This window comes from Kluyvera ascorbata ATCC 33433 (assembly GCF_000735365.1).
Taxonomy (GTDB): Bacteria; Pseudomonadota; Gammaproteobacteria; order Enterobacterales; family Enterobacteriaceae; genus Kluyvera; species Kluyvera ascorbata.
Genome location: NZ_JMPL01000014.1, coordinates 36,185 through 57,242, shown reverse-complemented (window position 1 = coordinate 57,242; position 21,058 = coordinate 36,185). Strand labels below are relative to the sequence as shown.

Here is a 21,058-nt window from a genome sequence, read left to right as displayed (position 1 = left end):
CCGATAACGGGAAAGACGACGAGTATAACAATCTGTAAGTATAACGGGCTTGTTATCCCACTCAAGTGAAAAGATTCATGGCATACTATTTGGCTATTAAGGACAATCATCACGCCAATGACTTTTACACTTCGCCCCTATCAGCAGGAAGCGGTTGACGCGACCCTGACCTACTTCCGTCGTCATACCCAACCTGCGGTGATCGTTTTACCCACCGGCGCCGGGAAAAGCCTGGTTATTGCCGAACTGGCACGGCTGGCGCGTGGTCGCGTGCTGGTGCTGGCGCACGTCAAAGAGCTGGTTGCCCAGAACCACGCGAAATACTGCGCGCTGGGGCTGGAGGCCGATATTTATGCTGCCGGGCTGAAGCGTAAAGAGAGCCACGGCAAGGTGGTCTTCGGCAGCGTACAGTCTGTGGCGCGGAATCTTGACCATTTCCAGGGCGAGTTTTCGTTGCTGATTGTTGATGAGTGCCACCGCATCAGCGATGACGACGACAGCCAGTACCAGCAAATCCTCACTCACCTGGGAAAAGTGAACCCTCACATCCGCCTGCTTGGCCTCACAGCCACGCCGTTCCGTCTGGGCAAAGGCTGGATTTACCAGTTCCACTACCACGGCATGGTGCGCGGCGACGAGAAAGCGCTGTTCCGCGACTGCATCTATGAGTTACCGCTGCGCTACATGATTAAGCACGGCTACCTGACGCCGCCAGAACGGCTGGATATGCCCGTGGTGCAGTACGATTTCAGCCGCCTGCAGGCCAACAGCAACGGGTTATTTAGTGAGTCCGATCTTAACCGTGAACTCAAGCAGCAACAGCGTATTACACCGCACATCATCAGCCAGATTGAGGAGTTCGCGCAGACGCGCAAAGGGGTGATGATTTTTGCCGCCACCGTCGAGCACGCCCGTGAAATTACCGGCCTGCTGCCCGCCGATGACGCCGCGCTGATTACCGGTGAAACCCCCGGCCCGCAGCGCGATGAACTGATTGAGGCCTTTAAAAATCAGCAGTTCCGTTATCTGGTTAACGTCGCCGTCCTGACCACCGGTTTCGATGCCCCGCACGTCGACCTGATTGCGATTCTGCGCCCGACTGAGTCCATCAGCCTGTATCAACAAATTGTAGGCCGTGGCCTACGTCTGGCGCCGGGGAAAACGGACTGTCTTATTCTCGACTACGCCGGAAACCCGCACGACCTCTACACGCCGGAAGTGGGTTCGCCAAAAGGCAAGAGCGATAACGTGCCGGTGCAGGTCTTCTGCCCCGGCTGCGGATTTGCCAATACCTTCTGGGGGAAAACCACCTCTGACGGCACTATTATTGAGCACTTTGGCCGACGCTGTCAGGGCTGGCTGGAGGATGATGAAGGCCATCGCGAGCAATGCGACTACCGCTTCCGCTTTAAAAACTGCCCGCAGTGTAATGCCGAAAACGATATCGCCGCCCGCCGCTGTCGCGAGTGCGACACGGTGCTGGTTGACCCCGACGATATGCTGAAAGCGGCGCTGAAGCTCAAAGACGCGCTGGTGTTGCGCTGTAGCGGCATGGTGCTACAGGACGGCATGGACGAAAAAGGCGGCTGGCTCAAAATCACCTATTACGACGAAGACGGCGCAGATGTGAGTGAGCGCTTCCGTCTGCACACGCCCGCGCAGAAAACGGCGTTCGAGCAGCTGTTTATCCGCCCACATACCCGCACGCCTGGCGTACCGCTGCGCTGGATAACGCCGGGCGATATTATCGCTCAGCAGGCGCTGCTCCGCGCACCGGATTTTGTCGTTGCCCGTAAGAAAGGCGTCTACTGGCAGGTGCGCGAAAAAGTGTTCGACTATGAAGGCCGCTATCGCCGGGCTAACGAGCTACGCTAGCCGCGCGTCTGCTTCACCCACAGCAAGTCGTCGACGGCAAACCCAAGCCCGCGGGCGATGGTCAGGTAGTTTTGCTGTACCTGCGGCGGCAGCGTTGGCGTGCGCGATAAAATCCACAGGTAGTCGCGGTTCGGTCCACTGACCAGTGCGTACTGGTAGTCATCATCCAACGCAATGACGTTATAGCCGCCGTAGAAAGGGCCAAAGAAGGAGACCTTCAGCGCGGCAACGTTCTGCTCGCCGGTGAAGTACGCCTTCCCTTCGCTCTCTTTCCACTCGCCTCGCACCGGGTCAAACCCGCGGTTCAACACGCTGATACCGCCATCTTTGCGTTTGCCATAGGTTGCGGTCACCTGCTCCAGACCGCGTTCAAAGCGGTTATCCAGACGGGCGATTTCATACCATTTTCCCAGATAGCGACTGGCATCAAAGTGGCTAATTGGCGTCACCCCTTTTGGCGGCGTCGGTGAACGGCAGGCTACCAGAGCCAGAGAAATAGCGACACCGGTGACAACGGGCCATAGCTTCATGCGACATCTCCCTTTTGACAATAATGGGTTAAGTGTAGAGGATAAAAACCTACGCGGTCAGAAGCGGGAGAACCTATGCTTGAACTATGGCCCACGACAAACAGGACAATAATATGAACGACAAACCGATACTCGGCATCAGCGGCTGCCTGACCGGTGCTGCCGTTCGCTTTGACGGCGGGCATAAGCGGATGGGATTTATTATGGATGAGCTCGCCGACTGGGTGACATTCAAACCCGTCTGCCCGGAAATGGGCATTGGCCTGCCTACGCCGCGCCCTGCGCTGCGCCTGGTTAAGACCGCCAATGGCGATACCCGCGTGCGCATGAGCCAGGACCTGGATAACGACCTCACCGATAAGATGCACCATTTTGCCGAGGAGGTGCTGCCTGGCGCGGCGCACTTCGCCGGTTTTATTGTCTGTGCAAAATCCCCAAGCTGCGGGATGGAGCGAGTACGGCTGTACGATGAGCGCGGTAATCGCGGCGCGAAGGAAGGCGTTGGCCTGTTTACCGCAGCGCTACAGGCGCGCTACCCGTGGCTACCAGTGGAAGAAGATGGCCGGTTACACGACCCGGTGCTGCGTGAAAACTTTGTAGCGCGGATATTTGCGCTGCACGAGTTAAATACGCTGCGGGACGAGGGATTAACTCGTCAGGCCCTGCTGGCCTTTCATAGCCGCTATAAGCTGCATCTGCTGGCTCACAATCAGCCGGGCTATCGTGAAATTGGCCCGTTTATCGCTCATCTGCATGAATGGCAGGACCTGGAGGCCTTTTTTGTCGCCTACCGCGACAAGCTGATGGCAATTCTGCGCCACCCTGCTTCACGTAAAAATCACACCAACGTGCTGATGCATATTCAGGGCTATTTCCGTAAACAGCTCAACGACCGCCAGCGTGCGGAGCTTCGCGACGTTATCGTCAACTATCACGCCGGGCACCTGCCCATTCTCGCGCCGCTGACGCTGCTGAAGCACTACCTGGCCGAGCACCCGGATGATTACCTGCTGACGCAACGTTATTTTTCGCCGTATCCGGACAGTCTGCGGCTGCGCTTAACGACCAACTGAAGGTGAGGTTTTCATTGCCCGTAAGGCAATAGGCGGCTATAATGCCGCCCGCTTTCACATCCGTGAAGCAGATCATTTGCCTGCTGCTGGGTCGCCTGTAGCAGGATTAATTAAGAGAGCTATCAATGTTTACTATTAATGCAGAAGCACGTAAAGAGCAGGGTAAGGGTGCGAGCCGCCGCCTGCGCGCAGCTAACAAGTTCCCAGCTATCATTTATGGTGGCGAAGCAGCTCCGGTTGCTATCGAACTGGATCACGACAAGCTGTGGAACCTGCAGATCAACGCTGAATTCTACAGCGAAGTTCTGACCATCGTTGTTGATGGTAAAGAAGAAAAAGTTAAGGCTCAGGCGGTGCAGCGTCACCCGTTCAAGCCAAAACTGGCTCACATCGACTTCGTTCGCGCTTAATCGCCGACAAGTTTTCGTGACGAAAAAACGGCTCCTTACGGAGCCGTTTTTTTTACTGCTTCGCCGCCTCCCGCACCACCGTCTCCTTCCCTGCCGCCGTTATCACTTCGTTATTCGCGCTGTCTGAAAGCGTAATACCGCTCACCTGCGCAAAATTCCAGGCGTGCTCCGTGTTGTCAAACGTGACGTGCGTAAACTGACTGTCATGCAGGAAGGTGATTTTGCTCGCCTGCACGTTGCGAAACTTCACATTGCTGAACGCCAGATTCTGATGATAGGCATCGCGCGGGTAGGTAATGCCGTATGCCGCCGTCATCTCCTGCACCGTCATGCCATCCACCAGAATGCTTTTCTTCGCCGCCGTGCCGTCAACGGTGACGTTCTCGACGGTCACATTGCGGAATTGAGCAGGCTCGGTGGCTGGGGTGGTGTCGTTAACGTCGGCGCTGTACTTGATGGTGAAGATAAACGGCTCTTTCGCCAAATCTTTCATCGCGTTATTGCGGAACACAACATCACGCGCGCCGCCGCCGTAATACGGGCGACTTTTCATCCGCAGACCGATATCGGTCAGATACATAACGTTATCTTCCGCTTTAACTTTCTCGATCCAGGCGCCGGTATGGCTACCGGTCACCACGGCGCCGTGCCCCTTGCGGAAGTAGTTATTGAATATCCACGCCCCGCTCTGCGGTTTCTGCCCAAAGGTTTCTACGCCCTTGCCGTAGCCTGCGGCAAAGTTCATCCCGTCGTCGCCGGTATCAAAGAAGTTATTGAAGACAAGGGCATTCTGGCTATTACCCAGCTCAATACCATCGGCGTTATTGCCGTCAAAAGTCTTGTGGCTAAGCGCATTCAGCGCGATGTTTTCCGACTCCAGCACCATGATCCCGTGAAATGCCGGGTTGAGGATGGTCAGCCCTTCGATATAAAGATTGCTGACGCCGCGCAGCGTCATCAGGCTGGAACGGCGGTTTTTGTAGGCGCTGTCGCGGTTCATCCCTTCAGATACCGCCAGCTCGGTCTGATGCTTCGCCAGAATACCGTCTTCGCCCACCTTATTGGCGTTGCTGGCGCGGTACTGCGGCAGCGCATTACCGGCTTCATCAACGATAGATTCTGCCCCGCCGTGCTTCACGCCCCGCGTCCAGCCATTACCGTCGATGGTCCCTTTACCCACAATGCGAATATTACGGAAAGTACCGGCGTGAGAGTTACCCTTATCGTTCGCTTCCAGCGCGTTAATCAACGACGGTGGGCGCTTCGGCAGCGGATTATCAGTATAGGGGTAAAGAAAATAGCCTTTTTCCATCGGGTACTGCGCCGGGTCATCCGAGCCCAGCAGCGTCGCATCTTCAGCAATCTCCAGCGTCATATCGCTGTGTAAGAACAGCGCGCCGGTTTTAAACACGCCGCCGCGCACGCTCACTTTGCAGCCTTGCGGATACTGCGCCAGCGTACAGCTATCAATCGCTTTTTGCAGCGCGGCGGTATCAAGCGTTGCCCCGTCGCCGACGGCACCTGCCGCTTTGGCATCCACCACGTGCGGCACCCTGGTGGTGCGCAGAGAAATCGGCGCGCTATCGGCGGACTCGTTACCGTCCGAATAGACCGCGCGAACGGTAAACTGATAGTCGGTATCGGCTTTCAACCCCTCGACGGTGAAGCTTCGCAAATCAACCTTCTGCTGCCAATGATCGTTATCCAGCGTCTGGTAGAAGTTATCGATATAAGGTTTAGCGGGGGAAAACTTGTCCTGATTGTCGCGCGCGCTGCCCAGCAGCTCACCGTCGCGATAGACATGATAGTCCACTACCTTGTCCGCCTCCTGAAGCGGTTTTTCCCACACCAGCACCACGCTGTCATCGTCAACGGAGAGCACCGGCGACTGGACGTTTTGTGGCGCCGCGGACGCCTTCGCCTGAGCAGCCTGGCTATCGTCACAGCCGCTTAATACGCCCACGAGCATCATTGTGGTTGCCAGCGCCAGTCGGGAGTGTCTGAAGGTATTGTGCATCTTGTTATTATTCCTCTCAGTAATTCGCGGCACCCAGCTGCCGCGTCCTTGAGCCCTCCTGAGTAAGGATGGCTCTCCATTTATAAAATCAAAATATTTTTGCATTTAAAATGAAACGTATTTTCATTTATTTCATTAAGTATTAACTGAGAGTCAGCTCAAGTTTTAACCTGGATGAAAAAACATCGATACAGAAAATGAGAGGAGTGTCACTCAAAACTGGCGGTAATACGGATAGACAAAGCCCGCTCGGGGATGAGCGGGCTTGAAGGGGGATGGCTTTAGCTTTTGCCGGAAGTCCGGCGCTGCAGCTGGTCACGCAGGTTTGGCGGCGTGCCTTTGATAGTCAGCGTGTCAGTCGCCGGATCCCAGTAAATGCGCTCACCGAGCAGCATGGCATCGAAGTTAATGGTTAACCCACCGCCGCTACCGGCAAACTTCGTCAGCTGACGCAGCGTGCTGCGATCCGCCGGGAAGCTCTCTTCCAGCTCGTAGCCTTTTTCTGCGGTAAATTCGCTGAAGCTCACCTCGCTCACGCCAGACAGTTCTTTCGACAGCGATTCCAGCTCAATCTCTTCACCGGCTTGCAGCTGTTCGTTGCAGTAGGAGTAAACCTGCTGACGCACGTTCTGACGCTCGTTTTTGTCGAGCTGCGCTTCGGCGGCAAAATCGTCCAGCGCCTGCAGCAGGCCACGGTTTTGCACCTTCGCGTTCAGGCCTTCGCTCGCGCCGAGGAAGTCCATGAAGAAATCAGCAACCTTGCGCCCAACTCGCCCTTTCAGGAAGGTCAGGTAACGGGTCGATTCCGGGTTAGTTTCCCACTCGGTCAAATCGATACGCGCGACAATATCGGCATGGTTGATGTCGAGATAATGGGTCGCGCTGATATCCAGCTCTTCGTTGACGCGCATGCTGCTGAGGTTATTCAGCACCGCCACCAGCAGGTATTCCACCGCCAGGTAGCGATAGTGACAGAACAGCACAATGCCGCCATCGGCAAACGGATATTTCGCCAGCTCGTCGCGAAGACGACCGGTGGCTGCGCGGCTGAAGGCGAGGAAATCCTCTTCGCCCTGACGCTGCAGCTTTAACGCCTGCGCCAGTTCGCTCTCTTCGGTAAACAGGCCGTAGGCTTTGTTCTTCGCGCTGTACACCCGATGCAGCTCGGCCATCATTTCTTCAACCGGTGCAGTCGGTTCCAGCAGCGTGTCGCGCAGGACCACATCCAGGTTTTGCTCATCGCGTTTGATGAGCTGATGCAAAGCAATCTGGTCGATATCCAGACTCATGTTAAACTCTCCTTTAAGATCGGGTGTATTCAACCACCCCCGATGCGACAGTGCAACTCACACATTACCGCCCTCGCGGCAGCATAATGGCGAAAGGATAACGCGTTACGCTGAAAAAAAGCGGAAAAAATGCTGCTGCTACGGTAATATACTGCCCTTTAATGAATAGACAGATTTCGATTTATGCCACAACAATCCCGCTATAGTGATGAACACGTTGAAAAGCTGCTGAGCGAGCTCGCCAACGTGCTGGAAGAACATAAAGCCCCAACCGACCTTTCTTTAATGGTGCTGGGCAATATGGTAACCAACCTGATTAACAGCAGCGTGGCTCCGGCTCAACGCCAGGCTATCGCGCGTTCTTTTGCCCAGGCGCTTCAGTCTTCCATTAACAGCGATCCTGCGCACTAAGGGTACAAGCAACAGTTTATGGTGACACATCGTCAGCCTTACCGAGAAAAAATCTCCCAGATGGTTAGCTGGGGGCACTGGTTCGCCCTGTTCAACATGCTGTTGGCCATGGTGCTCGGTAGCCGCTATCTGTTTGTCGCCGACTGGCCGACAACGCTGACTGGACGCGTTTTCTCCTATATCAGCCTTGTCGGACACTTCAGCTTTCTGGTGTTCTCTGCCTATCTGCTGATTCTGTTCCCGCTGACCTTTATCGTCATGTCCCAGCGCCTGATGCGCTTCCTGTCCGCCATTCTGGCGACGGCCGGCATGACGCTGCTGCTTATCGACAGCGAGGTCTTTACCCGCTTCCACCTGCACCTTAACCCGGTGGTGTGGGAGCTGGTTATCAACCCCGATCAAAACGAGACCGCGCGCGACTGGCAGCTGATGTTTATCAGCGTGCCGGTTATTCTGCTGGTCGAGATGCTGTTTGCCACCTGGAGCTGGCAGAAGCTGCGTAGCCTGACGCGCCGCCGTCACTATGCTCGCCCGGTTGCCTGGTTCTTCTTTGCGTCGTTCATCGCTTCACACGTGATGTACATCTGGGCCGATGCGAACTTCTATCGTCCGGTGACCATGCAGCGCGCCAACCTGCCGTTGTCGTATCCAATGACCGCTCGTCGCTTTCTTGAGAAGCACGGTTTGCTTGACGCGCAGGATTACCAGCGTCGTCTGGTAGAACAAGGCGACCCGGAAGCCGTGACCGTCCAGTATCCGCTCAGCGATTTGCGCTATCGGGATATGGGCGTCGGTAAAAACGTCCTGCTGATAACCGTAGATGGCCTGAACTATTCACGCTTCGAACAGCAAATGCCGTCGCTGGCGCGCTTTGCGGGCGAGAACGTCAACTTTACGCAGCATATGAGTGCGGGTAACACTGCCGATAACGGCATCTTTGGCCTGTTCTACGGCATTTCGCCGTCCTATATGGATGGCGTCCTGTCGGCGCGAATTCCGGCCGCGTTGATTAGCGCGCTCAACCAGCAAGGCTACCAGCTGGGGCTGTTCTCTTCTGATGGTTTTACCAGCCCGATTTACCGCCAGGCGCTGTTGTCAGATTTCTCACTGCCACCGGGCAAATCGCAGAACGATGCCCAGACGGCAAACCAGTGGACTAACTGGCTCAAAAACAATGCTCAGGACGAAAACCGCTGGTTCTCTTGGGTGTCGTTTAACGGAACTACTATCAACAACGCGCAGGCCAACGACCGTCAATATGCACGGGCAGCGGCGGATGTAGATACCCAAATAGCTAAAGTACTGGACGCGCTGCGCGACTCTGGCAAGCTTGATGACACCGTGGTGATTATTACCGCCGGTCACGGCGTACCGCTTAGCGACGGGAATAGTACCTTTAACTGGTCACGCGCCCAGCTCCAGGTACCGCTGGTTATTCACTGGCCGGGGACCCCTGCACAGCGCATCGACCTGCTGACCGATCATAAAGATATTATGACCACCCTGATGCAACGACTGCTGCACGTCAGCACACCAGCCAACGAATACTCGCAGGGTCAGGATCTGTTCAGCGCCACGCGCCGCCATAACTGGGTGACGTCGGCAGATAACGATACGCTGGCTATCACCACACCGTCGATAACCGTAGTGCTCAGCCATAACGGTCACTATAAAACCTGGAACGCGGCTGGCGAGAAGGAACAGGATCAAAAAGCCCAGCTCAGTTTGCTGCTGCAGGTGCTGACGGATGAAAAACGCTTTATCGCTAACTGATTGATTAATTTTAAATCAATTGATAAACCCTGACTTGCAATCGGGGATAAAAGCGGTACTATTTTTGTCATGCGTCGGCACGTAGCGCAGCCTGGTAGCGCACCGTCATGGGGTGTCGGGGGTCGGAGGTTCAAATCCTCTCGTGCCGACCAAAATCATAAAAAGTGTCAGTTATGAATCATCATAAAGTGGCATTTCCCCAGTAAGAACAGCAGGTTATTATGACCTGCTGTTTTTTATTGCTCATATCCAGCCATGTGAGTACATTGAAATTCACCGTTTTAGGCATATAGCAAGGCATAGATTAATCCTTATGGTTTTTCTCTATGCCTACGCATCATAGCTTGCGGAGGAATGACAATGGCCAGACAAACCAGACCGCTTACCGCAACTGAAGTCAAAAATGCCAAGGCCGCTGATAAGGCCATCGTGCTTTATGACGGCAGTGGGCTTGAGTTACAAATCACCTCTTCCGGTTCAAAATTATGGCGTTTCCGCTACTACAAGCCGCACAGTCAGAAACGTGCGATGATGAGTTTTGGCTCTTATCCTGTCGTAACGCTGGCTGACACTCGCGTCCTGCGAGAAAATGCCAGAAGTCTACTGGCAAAATATATCGATCCACTCGAAGATCAGCGCGCCAGCCAGGAGAAAACCCGCCGTACCAGAGAGAATACCTTTAAATCTGTCGCCACAAACTGGTATGAACTGAAGAAAGCCGCTGGCCTGAAACCCCATACCCTGCAGGACATCTGGAACTCATTAAACCGGTATGTGTTTCCCCATATTGGGGAGATTGGCATTGATGAACTCACGGCGCAGCAGGTTATTGCTGCACTGGAACCTTGTCGCGCAGGCGGTAAGCTGGAAACCGTAAAGCGAATGACGCAGCGAATTAACGAAGTGATGGACTATGCCATGAATGCGGGCCTGATTGTGGCTAATCCGGTTGCCCGCGTTGGCCGGGCTTTTCCCCGCCCGGTGGTACGCCACAGACCTTCACTCTCCCCTGAACAGTTACCGGAACTGATGCGCGCACTGTCTGTCGCCAGTATCCGGTTGCAGACGCGCTGTCTGATTGAATGGCAGCTTCTTACTATGTGCCGCCCTTCCGAGGCATCCGGTGCCCGTTGGAGTGAGCTGGATATGAAAGCACGAGAGTGGCGTATTCCGGAAGGTCGCATGAAGATGCAGCGGCAGCACATCATTCCGCTCAGCGAACAGGCCATGAGACTGCTTGAAGTCATGAAACCCATCAGCCAGCACGGCGAGTTTATTTTCCCTGCTCTCGGACACCCGAAAAAGCCGATGAACAGCCAGACGGCGAATATGGAGTTAAAACGGATGGGGTTTAAAGGATTGCTGGTGGCGCACGGAATGCGGGCGATTGCCTCCACTACGCTGAACGAAGCGGGTTTTTCGCCGGATGTCATTGAGTCGGCGCTGGCGCACATGGATACCAACGAAGTTCGACGAGCTTACAACCGGGCAAATTACCTTGAGCAGCGACGTCAAATGATGGTCTGGTGGGGAAACTCTGTGGATCGGGCGGCAACGGGACGTTTTGGGCTTTCATGTCTTGATGAAAAATAGAAATGCTAAACACCTGTTTTAGCTGCACCAGCTGTACCAGCTTAACTTAATTAGCTGTATTTATTGTTGTTATTGGTGGTACAGGTCGGTTAAAGACCTGTCTCATTACGCCGCCAGCCTGTGCCACAATGCAGGTCTTATTAATCCGTCTGGCCGTACACCTGCTCGATATACCTCCCCCGTCCATCACCGTGGCCCAGATCCGTTGATGTCACCGCCAGCGCCTCTTTATGGCTCAGTCCCTGCTCCTCGTAATAGCGGATCGCGTCCTGCGCCCATGCATAGCGAAGAGAGTGAGGGGCGTATTCCCCCGTCAGCCCTGCATCGCGAAGATGGTTGTGCCAGTAGTCCATCGCGGATTTCAGATCCGACTTGTCAATCAGATGTCCGTTACGCTCCACAGCAATATTCAGTGCCTCTTTCACCGCCTGACGAACCGCTTCCCGGTCCATCACCTGCGTCATGCGTGGTCGTCCGCCCTTGGTGCCGAAGATCACGGGCAGACGTTCAGTGCCTTTTTCCAGCAGTTTGTCCCAGGTTTTCAGTGACTGACAGCACTGTACAGCTTCCTGACCACGCAGGCCCATCACCCTCGCCAGTTGCAGGCTGGCCGCGAGACCAGCGTCAGTTTGCCGGACCCGCTCCAGCACCTGCTGGTAAAACGCATCCGGAATAGCACGATGTGTCCCGTCGCGGCAGGCACCGTTGATACCGAGCGACTGGTTGCTGATTAATTCTGACTGGCTGAGTTGTGTACGCCCGGCTTCAGCCAGAATAGAGCGCACCATCGCCATCACATTCTGTAAGGTACGCGGGGAAATGCCCTGCGCCAGTCGTTCGTTGATATAGCCTGTGATGTGCCTGGCCTTAATATGGTCGGTTCGGATTATCTGGATATTCTGCGCCAGCAAATGATGCGCAAAACGTTGCGCCATCTGTTCGCGGTCGTGGACTGTTTTATGGCTGCCACCCGCGCGGTGTGCCAGTTTTTTCATATCCTGCGCCAGACGTGACATGCAGACCTCCCCCCGCAGTGACAGGCTTACTCCATTTTTCAGGCGCGTGGTGTATGTACGGCGCAGAAAACTGCGCCATGCTGAACAATACCGGTGCGCCGGAAGGCGAAAGTTGAGGTATGGCGGGGTACGGTGCTACACGATGTGCAGGCCGCCTGCGTCAGCAGGGATGCCCCCGGATCGTCGTGATCCGCCTCCGGTACTGTTCATTCCTCCTTTTTGTAACGATTGACGCACGTACTGGCCGTCTTCAGCAGGTAAAAATAGAGCGGCGTGCCTGAAATTTCGGGGCTGGCGCAGCGGAGTGAGCCGGCGTCACTTTGTGCATCAGGCGCATCCAAAGTGACGCCCCGGCCAGATACACTGGCGTTTGTCGGGATAATTCCAGCGTTTTGGGCGCAGGACTAGCAGATTATTGTTGCTGGGATCTGTCACCGTTTTGGCGCAGACATACTTGAAAAACTTCAGGTGCGTGCGATCGTTGCTTTCGGCAACTGCCCTTTTTGCATGTATCGCCTGAGGACTCTTTTTGCAGTCCCAGGACTGCGTCAGTTGCTGTAAACATAGCATTCTATATGCGATGGTCAAGCAATGATTATTGTAATATTTTGATAATTAATGGTTTTATCGTTCATGCGATAACATGATGTATTAGGGGTCAGTTTGGAGAACGAAAATTGTTCTACGTTAAGGCTTTTTTGACCTTTCGACTTTAGCTGGTCTCAGCCGACGAAACTTACCGGAAGCAGGTTTCCGGTTACTCTTGTAGATATAATCGCCTGTCAGTCTGGATGTCCATACCTCATGGCAGGCTTTGTCGGGTAAAGCCCCCTCGCAGGCTGACCCGATCACACGCGCCGTGATAACCGCCATCAATAACGTGCTTATCGACCTAATGACTGGCTTAGCCGCTAACGTCAAAAGCGGGGAATTGAACAGGTAAATGCACTGGGAAAATACCGGGGAAAACAGGCTAGGAACGGCATCAGAAAGTCCTGTACTACAGCAGGTCAAGAAACTGAGCATTCGTGAAATGGCAGATACGACAGGGTACAGCCCTCCCAGATATGCTGCATTTAGGCACTTTATTGATAATCAGAAACGGGTAATTTTGGTTAAGTTGTGATTGTTGTATGATGCCAGTGAGTATAACCGCTTAAATATTGAGGGATTAATGATGGCAAGAGCACTGGCCTGCCTTGGCGACAAAACGAGTTACGGTGAGATTATTTCTGCCACCGCGTCCTGGTTCGAAGGAAGTAAAGCAATAGCCCGGACAGGCGACAAGGCATCATGCAGCAAATGCAACGGGTACTTTGAAATCCTTGCCTCCGCGCAGGACTGGGCAGAAGAAGGCAAAGCGTATGCGGCCACAGGTGACAGAGTGCTGTGCCGTTGCCCCGATCACTATGTGTACGGTTCAGCCACGCAGTCTACCAGCACAGGCACCGGCTCTCTGACCTCCCGCAATACCAGTCAGTCGCCTGTCCCGGTGCAGCAAGCACAGGATTCCGGTGCCCGGAACTGTATTCGCTTTCAGTGCGCCAGTGACGATGGCCAGCTAATGGCTGGTTGCCGCTACACTCTTATGTTCCCGGACGGACGTTCTGAAGCTGGTGTTACCGATGAACACGGGATTACGGGGTGGCATTATGCTGAATCCGCTGAAAATATTAACCTGCATATATTAATGGATTAATTATGGCTATTTACCACCTCAGTACACGTATTAACTCTAATGTCCCGGCTGATTCTTTGCTGTATGACTTGTGTATTTATCGCATGGACTCAAGCAGGAATAAACTCCCCTTGATAGATGTGAAGCAACAGTCGTTTCTGGGTAATTATGAAACGCAGAGTCATATGACCGGAAATATAAATGAGTCACTCTCGACAGTTTATATTATGGAAATGAAACTTTACCGAAAAACCATGTTGCATACACACTGTGTAACGACTGTTCCGTTCACTAAAATGTATACACTGGAAGAGTTTGCGTCAGGCAAAGCCTGGTCTTCAGTTAAGCGGGAGAACCTCTGCTATTTTGAGTCAAAAGGGACAATGAAGCCTGTGAGTCAGGGGGGAGAAACAAAACAGATTAAAATCACCATTCCTGAGCGTCCATTTATTGCGAGAGAATATCCTGTTGGTAATCCAAGAGATCCTTTTGAAAGAAATATAATCGAGCAACAAATAAACAAAAGATATAATCATTATCCAGATGCTTTTCCAGATCAAAATGCCGCAAGTACTTGTGGGCCCGCCGCTTTTTTTATTGTATTCAAATGGACCGTCCCGATGTATATGCACAGGCCGCTAGGGAATTATGGCGATATGGAAAGACCAAAATAGGTGCACTGACTATTTCTCCTGGAGAAGGATGCAAACATCCTTCCGGTACATTTTATACAAGTGACGGGAGACCTAGGATGTTAGGGCTTGACTGGATGACATTGGCTGGGCTTAGAGATTCAGAGAATACTGTGTTGAGTTTTGATACTCTTGATTCTCCAGTTGCTGGTATCACAATGTGGCAAACGCTGACTGAGTGGTTCGAAAAGGCTGGTTATGAAAAAGTATTTAGCAATGTCGGCCCTGTTCAAGCTGGTATTCAAGGAATCCAAGACCTAAATGAATATGCCCAAAAGGGCTATAAAGTTGTCACATTGATTAATGATGGTCTTTTGGAACGAAGTGATTCGAATTTAACGGTGCCAACACACTGGATTGTTTGGGGTGGGCCTGCTACACAGGACTCCAGAGGATATATGCATTTGGATTTATTTTCATGGGGTAATGTTTACGATCAAATAAAACATAAAAAAGATTCTTCGTTTTTTGTTTCTAGGTTTTTTGGAGGAATGGTTTTTAAACCATTGAAATGACATGAGATTATTATTGATTGTTTTTCCTATATTTATTTTATCAGGGTGCACATTACGTGCCGAATTTTCCCCAGAAACAAATGAGCTTAATGATGCAGTTGTTGGTGCAACTTACTATGCTCAGATAAATATTTTTGGTGGGAATGTTGCTACACTGACAAATTCTCATGGCGATAGGGAATTTGTTGGGAATATATCACCTAATGATACAGGGCTATACTTAGCAAATTGCAACAATGACAAATATGATAATAATTGCATACAAATCAGAGGAGTACCGAACAAAAAAGGAGTGATTACAGTTAGAGTATCTGGATTTTTCAATGTGGCAATGTTTCAAAAATCTAGTGAATTCAATAAAACCTATACTATTACGGTCAAAGATTCAGAAGGATCTTCTTAAGATTGTTTGAGAGGTACTCTCAGCATCGCCCATCAAGATACGAGAACCCGCTCAGAGAGCGGTTCTCTTACATCTAAGTGGTTAAAAAAACCTTAACGTACAATAGTTTTTGATATCCAAACTGATCTCTATTATGCGTTTTAGGGACTGATACTATTTTCAGCAGAAGTTCTGGCTAATTGGATAATCATCGATGGCATTGAGCGATAGATTCCGAAGAATACACGTCCGACAAGTGTATACGCGCGCCTGGCCTTCTGTTCGTGAGCATCTGGTGCAGTATGGCCCTTTGGCTTTTTCGGGCAGGGCCGTTCTCCCTTAACGCCATTCCCTTTGCCCTCAATACAGCCAAGGTGAACTTACTGCTTTGCTCACCTTAACTGGCAGTACTTACTCTTTCTGTCATTATTCCGGCAGCTTTTCACGCCGCATTTCCAGTTCCTCGGCTTCTTTAAACGCTTCATACAGCAAATGAAGCTGATCGGCGAGGATCAGTGTAAGTATCCCGGCAAAACGGCCCATTCACTTTTAGAGATCTTCCGACATACTGATTATGTCCCCTGAGGAGATCGCTATGCGTAAAGCCCGATTCACTGAACACCAGATCATCGCCGTTCTGAAGTCCGTTGAAGCCGGACGTACCGTCAAGGATGTGTGCCGTGAGGCCGCTATTTCTGAAGCCAGCTATTACAACTGGAAAGCGAAATATGGCGGGATGGAAGCAGCCGATATTAAAAAAATCAAAGACCTTGAGGATGAGAATCGACGTTTGAAACAGATGTTTGCCGACCTGAGCCTTGAGAACCGGGCACTTAAAGACGTTATCGAAAAAAGCTTTAAAACCAGCGATAAAGCGTGAACTCGTCAGCTATCTGACGGCACAATTTGCCATGAGTTTACGCCAGGCCTGCAGGACGTTATCGCTGAGCAGGACGGTGTATTTTTATCAGCCTGATACCCGGCGTGATGAACCGGTGAGCCATGCGCTGACTGAGCTGGCAGAACGCTATCCGCGCTACGGTTTTAAGAAACTGTTCCAGCTGCTGCGCAGGCAGGGTAATACCTGGAACCATAAACGTGTTCACCGGATTTACTGCCTGCTGAAACTGAATTTTCGCCGCAAGGGAAAACAGCGGCTGCCTGTGCGTAATCCAGCACCACTGGCGACACCGCAAGCGTTAAACCAGAGCTGGTCCATCGATTTTATGCACGACGCGCTGGTCTGCGGCAGACGCTTCCGGACCTTTAATGTGGTGGATGATTTTAACCGTGAAGCACTGGCGATAGAAATCGACCTGAATATCCCGGCTCAGCGAGTCATCCGGGTACTGGACAGGATCGTGGCAAACCGCGGCTACCCGCTGAAAATGCGGATGGACAACGGACCAGAACTGGTCTCGCTGGTGCTGGCACAATGGGCCGAAGAGCATGGCGTGCAGCTCGAATTTATCAAGCCGGGTAAGCCTACACAAAATGCTTTTATCGAACGGTTCAACCGGACATACCGGACAGAAATCCTGGATTTTTACCTGTTCAGAACACTGAATGAAGCACGGGAGATTACCGAGCGCTGGCTGATGGAATATAACAACGAGCGGCCTCATGAATCCCTGAATAACCTGACGCCGGAAGAGTACCGGCTGATGGCTGAAAAACCGGAACACTCAAAAAGTGCATGGAACTGAAGCTGGGATGCTTACACTTGAGCCTTAGGCATAACAACAGGGAAAGAAAACAGAGTGACAACAACAGCAATTGTTATTTTATTCATTACCAATGACCTCTAGAGCCTGACTGAGCAGAACCACCACCAATATGATTACCCCCACCTAAACCATGAGCAGAGTTACTATTAGCGGCATTATTACCACCGTTGCCTGTTCCATGTTCATGAGACGAATTATCATTATGTTGATTATACCCACCTCTGACAGTTTTAAAGACACTGACTACAGGGGGAGTAATAACTGTAGTGGTGGTAGTAGGTGGTAATGACTTAACAGCATTTAATTTATCTTGTTCTGCTTGATAGTCTTTAATCTGCTGTTCAGATAAATCACTTTCTAATACACCACTCCAAACGCTATTATCATTTGAGAAATGAACAGAGTAAGAACCATCAGCAGCTTTATCTACTACTTGACCAACGGTGAAATCTACCGTTGCTAATGCAGACATTGAAACCAGAGAAAGAACAATCAATAATCTCTTCATACAATCACCAAATTAAATATTTTTATCTTCTTTGACAAAACCATGAGTACAATTAATCAACTCCCAATCATCAATAGCCATGAATAATTGGAAAGATTTGTTATATTTTTATATTAGAAACTGGTTTACCAGGTTGTTGAATTACTAGAGCGGCTCATCCAGACAATAGAACGGCAAAAGACAAAATAAAATACAATTTCATCATTAACTCACATAGATATTAAAGAGAATATAACAATTATTTTTAACGAAAATGAGTAACATTTTACAAGCATTCTAATAACTACGAATTCAGTAGTACTTTATTCGCAGGGTCGAGAATGTAGCAACTTGTGCGGTAGTTACCTAGTGAAAATATTTCACATCGCAATTAAATGTAAATTGATTTTAGATAAAGAAATTAAATAAAAAAATTTCTTTAGTATGGTAGCCAGCTAAGAATAAGAGCAGAGAAAAGGTTTGAAAGAGGCCATTCTTGCTTATCTTATGTTGCACATGCTTAAGATTATGCCTTTACTACGGCTTACCCAGCGCCCAGCGACTGTCAAAATGCGTCTGATACTGACGAATGACCTCCGGCTCATCACGGATCACCAGTACGTTTTCTGAATTTTCCGTTTCTGCGGATTTAGCGAAGTTAAAAGACCCCGTCTCCAGCGTATTGCCATCAACAATCATCACCTTATCGTGCTGAATGTGATAATGGCCGTCGATACGAACGTCAATACCGTTTTCTCGCGCCCGGGCAATGGCCTTCAGGCTAACCTCGCCCTGATTTCGTCGCTTATCAATTACCGCCCTCACCTTCACGCCGCGTTTTTGGGCGCGAATCAGCGCGTCGACAATGTCTTTGGCCTGAAACGAGTAGGCCATCATGTCAATGGACCGCTGTGCGCCATCGATAGTGCTCAGCACCAGCTCACGAGCGGATCCTTCAGGCGAGAACCCAACCTGAATTGAGGCCTGCGCGGCAGGGAGAACGCCCAGAAGTGCAGCTATAATAAGAAATCGTGTCATTATCATCATTACCCAGAATATCCGCATGCCATCAAATGATATAAGCAGTCTTAATCGCTAGATTCACACAACAATGCAATATTTAGAACTAGTCCTAATGCAAAATTCAGTAAAATACCATTACCATTGATGTCAGGAATGATATTCTCCTCTCGTTGCAAACTGATAAAAAGGATGAACAGTGAAAAACACACATAAACTTGCCGCATCGTTACTTGCCATCGCCTGCACTTCCAGCTTCGCCTGGGCCGCAGAACAGCCGCTGGAGAAGGTTGCGCCTTTCCCAAAAGCGGAGAAAGGTATGACGCGTCAGGTCATTCAGTTGCCGGAACAGAAGGATGAGTCTGCTTATAAGGTAGAGTTATTGATTGGCAAAACGCTGGAGGTTGATTGCAACCATCATCGCCTGGGCGGTGAACTGGAGAGCAAAACGCTGGAAGGCTGGGGCTACGATTACTACGTGGTAGAGAAAATCTCCGGCCCGATGTCGACCATGATGGCCTGCCCTGACCAGAAGAAAACCAAAAAATTTGTCACCGCGTCACTGGGTGATGACGCCATGCTGCGCTACAACAGCAAGCTGCCGATCGTTATCTACGCGCCAGAGAACGTAGAAGTGAAATACCGCATCTGGGAAGCGCAGGAAGCGGTACAAAGCGCCGTCGCGCGTTAATAAAAAACCCGGGCTCGCATGCGCTTGCCCGGGCTACCAATAGTAAAGTCCCGGTCATGCCGGGACTTTTTCTTTTTAGAGCGCAATATCCGCCATTTCTTTGGCTTCTACCGGTTTTGACGTCACCTGAACTGCTGGCGTAGGATCCGCCTCGCGGGTCGCTTCATGGCGCAGCCCCAGCACTTCGCTGGTATACGCCAGCGTTTTCTCAATCAGATGCGGGTTTTCCGTTAGCGTTGAGCCATAGGTCGGTACCACAGCGCGAATTTTTTGCTGCCATTCAGCCGTCTGCATTTTGTCCTTAAATACCTTCTCCATCAGCTCCAGCATGATAGGCGCAGCGGTTGATGCACCTGGGGAAGCCCCTAACAGCGCGGCAACGGTACCTTCGTCATCGCTGACCACTTCAGTGCCCAGACGCAGTACCCCACCAATACGCGCATCACGTTTGATAATCTGCACGCGCTGACCGGCTTGCCACAAACGCCAGTCCTGCTTTTTCGCCATCGGATAGTAGGTGCGCAGCGCAGCATGACGGTCTTTATCTTTCTGCAGTACCTGGCTTACCAGGTATTTCACCAGATCAAAGTTATCCAACCCAACGTTCAGCATCGGCAGAATGTTGGATTTGTTGGTGGACGCCAGCAGATCCCACAACGAGCCGTTTTTCAGGAAACGCGTAGAGAAGGTGGCGAACGGTCCAAATAGCACCACGCGTTTTCCGTCGATAATACGGGTGTCGATGTGCGGAACGGACATCGGCGGTGCGCCCACGGAAGCCTGACCGTAAACTTTCGCCAGGTGATGGTTAACCACTTCCGGGTTTTCACATACCAGGAACTGGCCGCCAACCGGGAAGCCCGCGTACTCTCTAGCCTGAGGAATTTTGGTTTGCTGAAGCAGCTTCAGCGCCGCGCCGCCCGCACCGATGAAAATGAACTTTGCTTTGATGGTGCGTTTTTCATGGCTGCCGTTAGCATCCGAAACGGTGACGTTCCAGCTGTTATCTGCGTTGCGGCGAAAACGGCGCACCACGGTGTTGAGCTGCAGCGAGAAACGATCGCGCTTTTTGAGGCCCTGAATGAGCTGACGAGTAATCTCGCCATAGTTCACATCCGTACCCGCTTCGGTGCGCGTGGCAGCAATCTTCTGCTGCGGATCGCGTCCTTCCATCACCAGCGGCGCCCACGCCTTAATCTGTTCGTGGTCTTCAGAGTAGCGCATGCCGTTAAACAGCGGGCTCTGTTGCAGCGCACGGTAACGAGCACGCAGGAAATTGACGTTGTCATCGCCCCACACAAAGCTCATGTGCGGCACGGTGTTAATAAAGCTTTTCGGCTGCGTCAGTACGCCGCGCGTAACCTGATGCGCCCAGAACTGACGGGAAATCTGAAAGGCTTCGTTAATATCAATGGCTTTATCGATGCTGACGGAGCCATCAGCTTTCTGCGGGGTATAGTTGAGTTCCATCAGCGCCGAGTGCCCGGTACCGGCGTTGTTCCAGCCGTTTGAGCTCTCTTCGGCGACGCTCTCCATTTGCTCAACCATGGTAATCGACCAGTCTGGTTCCAGCTCCTGCAGCCACGTACCCAGCGTAGCGCTCATAATGCCGCCACCGATCAGCAATACATCTGTCTCATGAACCACACGAGTCTTCGCCTTAGTCGCCACAGAAACCGTCTCGGTACCCGATTTCTGTGAGTTGGGTACAGCTATCTTTTTTTTCATCGTAGGGGGCCTTACTTGACTTGCGATTTGTTACATGCAGGTAAAAACATCCGTACGGTTACGTTACCACCCAGGAAGATAAAATTAAATATTGTTTAAAATTTAAGTTGAGTTTTGAGATCTGTTATTAAAATGTTTAATAAATGTGTAC

Annotated in this window: 19 protein-coding genes, 1 tRNA gene and 1 pseudogene; 14 read left to right on the top strand and 7 right to left on the bottom strand. The window is 51.5% G+C overall.

What is annotated here, in order from left to right:
* The first annotated feature begins 117 nt into the window (after positions 1 to 117).
* Positions 118 to 1,875, top strand: a complete 1,758-nt coding sequence (radD, locus tag GKAS_RS06075; protein ID WP_035892657.1) for a DNA repair helicase RadD — start codon at positions 118 to 120, stop codon at positions 1,873 to 1,875.
* Here radD and GKAS_RS06070 read toward each other — a convergent pair.
* Entirely contained in the window at positions 1,872 to 2,405 is a 534-nt protein-coding gene (locus tag GKAS_RS06070; RefSeq protein ID WP_035892656.1) for a lipocalin family protein, read from the bottom strand. The two genes, radD and GKAS_RS06070, sit on opposite strands and share 4 nt — an antisense overlap.
* A gap of 113 nt (positions 2,406 to 2,518) precedes the next feature.
* Between GKAS_RS06070 and GKAS_RS06065 the strand changes: the two genes are divergently transcribed.
* Together GKAS_RS06065 and rplY are read left to right on the top strand one after the other, a co-directional pair.
* Entirely contained in the window at positions 2,519 to 3,478 is a 960-nt protein-coding gene (locus GKAS_RS06065; protein WP_035892655.1) for a YbgA family protein, read from the top strand.
* Between the two features lie 125 nt (positions 3,479 to 3,603).
* Complete coding sequence (rplY, locus tag GKAS_RS06060; RefSeq protein ID WP_035892654.1) at positions 3,604 to 3,888, top strand: 50S ribosomal protein L25; 285 nt, start codon at positions 3,604 to 3,606, stop codon at positions 3,886 to 3,888.
* A 52-nt stretch (positions 3,889 to 3,940) separates the two neighbouring features.
* Here the strand turns inward: rplY and GKAS_RS06055 are convergent, their stop codons facing one another.
* Together GKAS_RS06055 and yejK are read right to left on the bottom strand one after the other, a co-directional pair.
* Positions 3,941 to 5,905 carry a glycosyl hydrolase family 28 protein gene (locus GKAS_RS06055; protein ID WP_035892653.1) on the bottom strand — a complete coding sequence of 655 codons (1,965 nt, stop codon included), beginning with the start codon at positions 5,903 to 5,905 and terminating at the stop codon, positions 3,941 to 3,943.
* Between the two features lie 281 nt (positions 5,906 to 6,186).
* Positions 6,187 to 7,194: a nucleoid-associated protein YejK gene (yejK, locus tag GKAS_RS06050; RefSeq protein ID WP_035892652.1), complete on the bottom strand. Its 1,008-nt coding sequence runs from the start codon at positions 7,192 to 7,194 to the stop codon at positions 6,187 to 6,189.
* Positions 7,195 to 7,377: 183 nt separating this feature from the next.
* Between yejK and GKAS_RS06045 the strand changes: the two genes are divergently transcribed.
* The 4 genes from GKAS_RS06045 to GKAS_RS06030 all read left to right on the top strand — a co-directional run bounded on the left by GKAS_RS06045 (position 7,378) and on the right by GKAS_RS06030 (position 10,971).
* Complete coding sequence (locus GKAS_RS06045) at positions 7,378 to 7,605, top strand: YejL family protein (RefSeq protein WP_035892650.1); 228 nt, start codon at positions 7,378 to 7,380, stop codon at positions 7,603 to 7,605.
* Between the two features lie 18 nt (positions 7,606 to 7,623).
* Complete coding sequence (gene yejM, locus GKAS_RS06040) at positions 7,624 to 9,378, top strand: LPS biosynthesis-modulating metalloenzyme YejM (RefSeq protein ID WP_035892649.1); 1,755 nt, start codon at positions 7,624 to 7,626, stop codon at positions 9,376 to 9,378.
* A 75-nt stretch (positions 9,379 to 9,453) separates the two neighbouring features.
* Positions 9,454 to 9,530, top strand: a tRNA-Pro gene (locus tag GKAS_RS06035).
* Between the two features lie 208 nt (positions 9,531 to 9,738).
* Positions 9,739 to 10,971, top strand: a complete 1,233-nt coding sequence (locus tag GKAS_RS06030; RefSeq protein WP_035892648.1) for an integrase domain-containing protein — start codon at positions 9,739 to 9,741, stop codon at positions 10,969 to 10,971.
* 140 nt (positions 10,972 to 11,111) lie between these two features.
* Here GKAS_RS06030 and GKAS_RS06025 read toward each other — a convergent pair whose 3' ends face one another.
* On the bottom strand, positions 11,112 to 11,987 hold the full coding sequence (locus tag GKAS_RS06025; RefSeq protein ID WP_035892646.1) for an integrase domain-containing protein: 876 nt from the start codon (positions 11,985 to 11,987) through the stop codon (positions 11,112 to 11,114).
* A 781-nt stretch (positions 11,988 to 12,768) separates the two neighbouring features.
* Between GKAS_RS06025 and GKAS_RS23715 the strand changes: the two are divergent.
* The 6 genes and pseudogenes from GKAS_RS23715 to GKAS_RS05995 all read left to right on the top strand — a co-directional run.
* Positions 12,769 to 13,113 (top strand): annotated as a pseudogene (locus tag GKAS_RS23715) (recombinase family protein); the annotation flags it as partial.
* 51 nt (positions 13,114 to 13,164) lie between these two features.
* Positions 13,165 to 13,686: a PAAR domain-containing protein gene (locus GKAS_RS23710; RefSeq protein ID WP_072011358.1), complete on the top strand. Its 522-nt coding sequence runs from the start codon at positions 13,165 to 13,167 to the stop codon at positions 13,684 to 13,686.
* Between the two features lie 2 nt (positions 13,687 to 13,688).
* The gene (locus GKAS_RS25515; RefSeq protein WP_373995152.1) at positions 13,689 to 14,339 is read left to right on the top strand and encodes a hypothetical protein; all 651 of its coding nucleotides are present in this window, start codon (positions 13,689 to 13,691) and stop codon (positions 14,337 to 14,339) included.
* 77 nt (positions 14,340 to 14,416) lie between these two features.
* Complete coding sequence (locus GKAS_RS25510) at positions 14,417 to 14,872, top strand: hypothetical protein (protein ID WP_373995151.1); 456 nt, start codon at positions 14,417 to 14,419, stop codon at positions 14,870 to 14,872.
* 1 nt (position 14,873) lies between these two features.
* Complete coding sequence (locus tag GKAS_RS23705; protein WP_072011357.1) at positions 14,874 to 15,275, top strand: hypothetical protein; 402 nt, start codon at positions 14,874 to 14,876, stop codon at positions 15,273 to 15,275.
* Between the two features lie 574 nt (positions 15,276 to 15,849).
* Positions 15,850 to 16,960, top strand: a protein-coding gene (locus GKAS_RS05995) for an IS3 family transposase (RefSeq protein ID WP_156105144.1) whose coding sequence is annotated in 2 segments (ribosomal slippage) — positions 15,850 to 16,103 and positions 16,102 to 16,960 — 1,113 coding nt in all. Because the reading frame shifts where the segments join, the coding sequence is not laid out codon by codon here.
* A gap of 85 nt (positions 16,961 to 17,045) precedes the next feature.
* On the opposite strand, the gene GKAS_RS24780 is transcribed toward GKAS_RS05995, so the two are convergent.
* Together GKAS_RS24780 and GKAS_RS05990 are read right to left on the bottom strand one after the other, a co-directional pair.
* Entirely contained in the window at positions 17,046 to 17,489 is a 444-nt protein-coding gene (locus GKAS_RS24780; RefSeq protein WP_115073862.1) for a hypothetical protein, read from the bottom strand.
* A 516-nt stretch (positions 17,490 to 18,005) separates the two neighbouring features.
* Positions 18,006 to 18,512 (bottom strand): phospholipase D family nuclease, encoded by a 507-nt coding sequence (locus tag GKAS_RS05990; RefSeq protein WP_035892668.1) that lies wholly within the window; start codon positions 18,510 to 18,512, stop codon positions 18,006 to 18,008.
* A 175-nt stretch (positions 18,513 to 18,687) separates the two neighbouring features.
* Between GKAS_RS05990 and eco the strand changes: the two genes are divergently transcribed.
* Positions 18,688 to 19,179 carry a serine protease inhibitor ecotin gene (eco, locus tag GKAS_RS05985; protein ID WP_035892643.1) on the top strand — a complete coding sequence of 164 codons (492 nt, stop codon included), beginning with the start codon at positions 18,688 to 18,690 and terminating at the stop codon, positions 19,177 to 19,179.
* 75 nt (positions 19,180 to 19,254) lie between these two features.
* Here eco and mqo read toward each other — a convergent pair whose 3' ends face one another.
* A complete protein-coding gene (mqo, locus tag GKAS_RS05980) occupies positions 19,255 to 20,907 on the bottom strand; it encodes a malate dehydrogenase (quinone) (RefSeq protein WP_035892641.1) in 1,653 nt (550 codons plus the stop codon).
* Positions 20,908 to 21,058: the final 151 nt, after the last annotated feature.